The organism is Streptomyces sp. NPDC058955, from assembly GCF_042741435.1.
Lineage (GTDB): Bacteria > Actinomycetota > Actinomycetes > Streptomycetales > Streptomycetaceae > Streptomyces.
The window spans coordinates 1-5,065 of the sequence record NZ_JBHYKM010000004.1 but is presented as its reverse complement, the minus strand read 5'-3'; the positions used below and the strand labels follow the sequence as shown (position 1 = coordinate 5,065).

Annotated in this window: 4 protein-coding genes; all 4 read right to left on the bottom strand. The window is 75.3% G+C overall.

The window, feature by feature from the left end; all coding sequences use genetic code 11:
• Positions 1 to 145 precede the first annotated feature (145 nt).
• Positions 146 to 3,010, bottom strand: a complete 2,865-nt coding sequence (locus tag ACFW1I_RS02840) for an ABC transporter permease (RefSeq protein ID WP_384665446.1) — start codon at positions 3,008 to 3,010, stop codon at positions 146 to 148.
• On the bottom strand, positions 3,007 to 3,750 hold the full coding sequence (locus ACFW1I_RS02835) for an ABC transporter ATP-binding protein (protein WP_384665444.1): 744 nt from the start codon (positions 3,748 to 3,750) through the stop codon (positions 3,007 to 3,009). The genes ACFW1I_RS02840 and ACFW1I_RS02835 overlap by 4 nt, the downstream gene beginning before the upstream one ends.
• Before the next feature lie 128 nt (positions 3,751 to 3,878).
• Complete coding sequence (locus ACFW1I_RS02830) at positions 3,879 to 4,559, bottom strand: PadR family transcriptional regulator (RefSeq protein ID WP_384665442.1); 681 nt, start codon at positions 4,557 to 4,559, stop codon at positions 3,879 to 3,881.
• A 98-nt stretch (positions 4,560 to 4,657) separates the two neighbouring features.
• A partial coding sequence (locus ACFW1I_RS02825) for a hypothetical protein (protein ID WP_384665440.1) occupies positions 4,658 to 5,065 on the bottom strand: 408 nt, incomplete at its 5' end.

The window sequence follows — 5,065 nt, the reverse complement described above, 5'->3', positions numbered from 1 at the left end:
AGGGGGGGGGGGCCCCCGCCCTCTCGAGACCCCGTCAAACCCCCGCCCCCCCACGCCCCACCACCCCCCCCCCCCCCCGGGGGGCGGGCGGGGGGGGGTCGCCACCCCCCCCCCCCCCGGGCCACGGTCGGGGCACGGAAAGGTGTCAGGTCGCCGCGCGGCGGGCGACGGCCCCCTTCGAGCGGGTCACCAGCGCGGCGAGCAGCGCGGCGCCGAGCGGGACGGCGACGAGCAGCGCCGCCAGCGTCTCCCAGGGCACCACGATCGGCACGTACGGCGGGGCGAGGTCGCCGCCCCAGCCCTCGGCGACCGTCTGCTCGTGGTAGCGGAGCCGCTCGCGCTCCTCGGTGAGCCGCAGGCCGACCGCGGGCAGCAGGCCGGCGACGGAGCCGAGGACGACGCCCATGGCGGCGACCACCCCGCACTGGAAGCCACTGAGCGTGCGGCGCACGCGCGGCGGGGCGCCGACGGCGGCGAGCGTCTTCAGGTCGGCCTCGGCGTCGGCCTGGGCGAGGCCGGTGGCGATGCCGGCGGCGCCGATGGTGACCAGGCCGGCGAAGACGGTCAGCGCGAGCAGGAAGACGCTGTCGTCGGAGACGTACCCCTCCTCGACGGTGAGGTCGATTCCGGCGCCGATCCCGGCCAGTTCGGCGTCGAGCTTCTGGCGCTGCTCGGTGTCGGGCAGCCGGTCGGTGCTGAAGTAGGCGCCGACCGGTGCGGTGGCGAGACCGGCGGCCTTCGCGGTCGCGGGGGTCATCAGCACCTGGAGGCCGTAGGTCCTCGTGTCGGACGTCACCAGGTGGGCGGGGACGGAGACGACCTTGCCCGGGGCGGGCTTGTTCTCCATCGACGCCTTCTCGGCGGCCTTCGTGTCGGTGATCTGCTTGATGCCGATCGTGCCGTCCTTCGCGACCAGCGGCCGCTGGAAGGTGACGGCCTTTCCGGCGGCGAGGGCCTCGGCGGCGCCGGGGACGTCGATGTCGAGGACGTCGAGGAGGCGGGCGTCGCCGACGAGGAGGCCGCCGTCGACGTAGATGCCGCCACCGCGCTCGTCCTGCTTGCAGCGCCAGTCCTCGCGCATCATCGTGCGGCGCTGTGCGGGGGTGTACTTCAGCGAGGCGTCGCTGCCGTCGGCCGTCGGCGCCCACAGCGGGCAGAGGTTGGCGGGCGGCACCATCACCTCGTACCGGCCGCAGCCGGCGCCCTCGCCCCAGGCGGAGCAACCGGGCTTGCCGACGGCGACGCGGGAGACGTCGGCGCGGGTGTCGACGGACACATGGCGCTGGACGGTGTCGGCGACGGCGCGGACGTCCCGGCCGCCCTCCTCCATCTGGAAGAAGGAGACGGCGCCGTGCGGCAGGCTGGCGGTGTACTCGGCGCGGTACTGGGCGTCGCTGCTCGTCGTGTACGTGGCGACGGCGACGGTGCCGGCGACGGCGGCGAGGACGGCGGCGACCGCGGGAGCCGTACGGCCCCGGTTGCGGACGGCGTCGCGGAGCGCGAGCCGCGGCGAGAGCGGCAGCCAGCGGCCGGTCCGCCCGAAGAGCCCGACCAGGGCGGGCGTCATGGCGACCACGCCCAGCTCGGCGATGGCGGAGCCGCCGGCGACGATGACGAACTGGTCGGTGACGACGGAGCCGTAGAGCGCGATCGCCGCGCCGAGGAGCAGCGCGATCAGGCCGACGACGGGCAGCACCCGGCTGGTGGAGCGGACGCCGCGGCGGCCGGTGAGCGAGGCGAGCACGCTCTGCCGGGAGGCGGTGACCGCCGGGACGACGGCGGCGAGCAGTCCGGTGAGGACGGCGAGCAGCGCGATGCCGAGGAGTTCCAGCGGCCGGACGTCGAAGGCGCCGAACCGCTGCCCCAGGTACTCCTCCAGGAACGGCTGGAGGGCCAGGGTGAGGATCAGGGCGAGGACCGTGCCGACGACGGCGGCGGAGACGCCGATGACGAGGCCGCCGCTGAGCACGATGGCGCGGATGTGGCTGCGGGAGCCGCCGTTGGCGCCGACCAGGCCGAGCTGGCGGCGGGAGCGGCGGGCACCGACCGCGAAGGCCGGGCCGGCGAGCAGGCAGATCTCCAGCATCGCCAGGCCGACGACGGTGGCGACGGAGGCGAGGAGCATGGCGTCGGCGCCGCCGCTGGACCGGTAGTCGCCCCAGCCGGGCTGCTGGTAGAGCGGGACCTCGGAGTCGGCGGGCGGGTCGAGCAGGACGGCCCGGGAGACGACGACGACGCCCTTGGTGTTGATCTCCTTCACGGTGTTCCACGTGAAACCACCGGGGCGCTGCACCAGGTACGTGGTGCCGGCGCCGGGGCCGGGCGCGCCCGCCTTCTCGGCGGCCTTCGCGTACGGGGCGAGGAACGCGCCGGGCAGCGCGGTGATCTGGGCGGTCGTCAGGGCGTCGGGCAGTTCGTAGGAGCCCACGATCCGGTACGGCCGGTCGAAATTGCGAGCGGAAACGGTCGAGCCGATCGAGAGGCCGCTGCGCTCCAGGAAGGCGGAGGTGGCGATGACCTCGTCGGACGTCTTCGGATAGCGGCCGTCGAGGAGGGTGGTGATGCCCTTCGCCATCGGGTCGTCGGCCTTCAGCTCGCGGACGTCGGTCTGGAGCAGGCCGTGCACGGTGGTCAGCTTGGCGCCGCCCACGGTGTCGGTGATCCAGCGGGAGCCGGCCGGGATGACCTTGGTGGGGTCGGTGGTGCCGCTGGGCCAGGGCGTGTTCTCGTCGTTTTCGACCGGGGCGATGTTGTCGGCCTGCGGGCTCTGGAAGAGCGGGACGCCGCCGAAGCCGGCGTCGCGGAAGGCGGCGTCGGCGGCGCCGATGGACCGCTCCAGCCGTTCGGCGACGGAGAGTTCGGAGCTGCGGATGGTGAGGTCGGCGGCGCTCACCCCGAGGATGGGGAGGGCGATCATCGCGAGGACCAGGGAGCTGCGGCCCTTGGCGCGCCAGGCGTCGCGGCGGGCGATGCGGACGGCCGCCCGCCAGGAGTGGAACCAGGTCTTCACGCCTCCGCCACCCGGCCCGTCAGGAGGGAGTCGGCCTCGCTGCGCACGGTCTGGTCGACGATGGCGCCGTCGCGCAGGAAGACGACCCGGTCGGCCCAGGCGGCGAACCGCGGTTCGTGGGTGACGAGGACGCCGGCGGCGCCCGCGTCGCAGCGGGAGCGGAGCAGGGCGAGGACGGACTCGCCGGTCTCGGAGTCGAGGGCGCCGGTGGGCTCGTCGGCGAGGACGAGGCGGCGGTCGCCGACGAGGGCGCGGGCGATGGCGACGCGCTGCTGCTGTCCGCCGGACATCTCGTCGGGGAACCGGTCGGCGAGGTGGCCGAGGCCCATCTCCTCCAGCGCGGCGAGCGCCTCGACCCGCGCCTTGCGGGCGGACACCCCGTCGAGCTCGCGCGGCAGGGAGACGTTCTCGGCGGCGGTCAGCGCCGGGATGAGGTTGTAGTCCTGGAAGACGTAGCCGATGCTGCGGCGGCGCAGGGCGGCGAGTTCCTTCAGCCCGGCGGTGGTGATGTCGGTGCCCTCGACGATCACCTGGCCGGAGCTGGGGGTGTCGAGGCCGCCGGCGATGGTGAGCAGCGTGGACTTGCCGGAGCCGGACGGCCCCATGACGGCGACGAGTTCGCCGGGGTGCACGTCGAGGTCGATGCCGCGCAGGGCGTGCACCTCGGTGGCGCCGGACCCGTGGACCCGGGTCAGGTTCTGCAGGCGCAGCACGGGCTGTGCGTCGAGCGGTGTGGACATGGCGGGGTCCCCCTAGGCGTGCGCGGCGGCGGCCGGGCACGGACGTGACGTGCGCCGGCGGCGGCCGGGCACGGAGATGAGCGGTGTGTCGAGCGGAGAATGCGGTGGTACGGGGCCTGGGCCCGGGGTCAGCGGGCTCGTCCCCCGGCCCCGTCCCCCGGCCCGCCCCCCGACCCGACCCCGGCCCCCAGCCCCCCTGCCCTCGCCCCGGGCCCGGGCCGGGCCGCCGGTCCGGGACCCGGTTCGGCGGTGGTGGCGGGCGCGGTGGCGGAGAGGCGGATCAGCCGGGACTCGCAGTGGTCGAGCCAGCGGGCCTCGGCCTCGGTCTGGAAGATCAGCTGCTCCAGGACGAGGAGCCAGGCGACGTCGTCGCGTTCGCGGGAGCCGCCGCCTTCGAGGGCGGCGAGGGCCTGGGTCTTGAGGCGGGTGTAGTCCTGCATGGCCTTCACGGTGTGGCGGCGCTGGGACTGGATGACCTCGCGGATGTCGACGCCGGGTGCCCCGACGGCCATGGCGAGCTTGATGGCGAGTTCGTCGCGGGCGGGGCTGGTGCGGTCCACGGGCCGTTCGAACCAGGTGCGCAGTTCGGCGCGGCCGGCGTCGGTGATCGCGTAGAGCGCGTGCCCGGCGCCGTCCTCGCCGCTCTGGCCGACCAGGCCGTCCCGTTCGAGCCGGCCCAGGGTCGTGTAGACCTGCCCGACGTTGAGGGGCCAGGTGGAGCCGGTGCGGGACTCGAACTCGGTGCGCAGCTGGGAGCCGTAGCGGGGGCCGTGTTCGAGGAGGGCGAGGAGCCCGTGGCGGATCGACATACCGAGTATGTATACCGGGTATGCCGGCGTGGGCAACCGTCGTGAGGGGGACCCGGAGGGTCCGCCTCAGGGGGGACCCGGCGGGGTCGGGGCGGGGGTCAGCGGCGGCGCAGCCGGAGGCCGAGGAAGCCGAGGCCGAGGCCCATCAGGGTGAGGCCGACGCCGAGGGTGAGCAGGGGAACGGGCTGGTCGGAGGAGGTGACGCCGTTCCCCACGGTGAGCTGGGGGGCGGCGGCGGGGCGGCTGGCGCGGGCCGGCGTGGGGCGGACCTCGGCCTCCTCCTCGGGTACCCCGGCGTCCTCCTCGGGGAGGCGGTCGGCGGCGGTGGATTCTGTAGCGGTTCTGTCACGTGCGGGGTCGGCGGAGGCGTCGGTGTCGGTGGGGGCGGCCGGTTCGGGGCGGCCGGGGCGGCTGTGGCGCGCGGGGGGGCGGGGGCGCGCGGTCGCGGGGGGGGTGGAGCTGGGTAGGAGACAGATGGTGGGCGGGGGGGTGATTGAGGGGGGGTG

What these genes read in the sequence shown, in the direction of transcription:
- ACFW1I_RS02835 (WP_384665444.1), bottom strand. Translation starts at nt 3,750, where the DNA reads ATGTCCACACCGCTCGACGCACAGCCCGTGCTGCGCCTGCAGAACCTG.
- ACFW1I_RS02830 (WP_384665442.1), bottom strand. Translation starts at nt 4,559, where the DNA reads ATGTCGATCCGCCACGGGCTCCTCGCCCTCCTCGAACACGGCCCCCGC.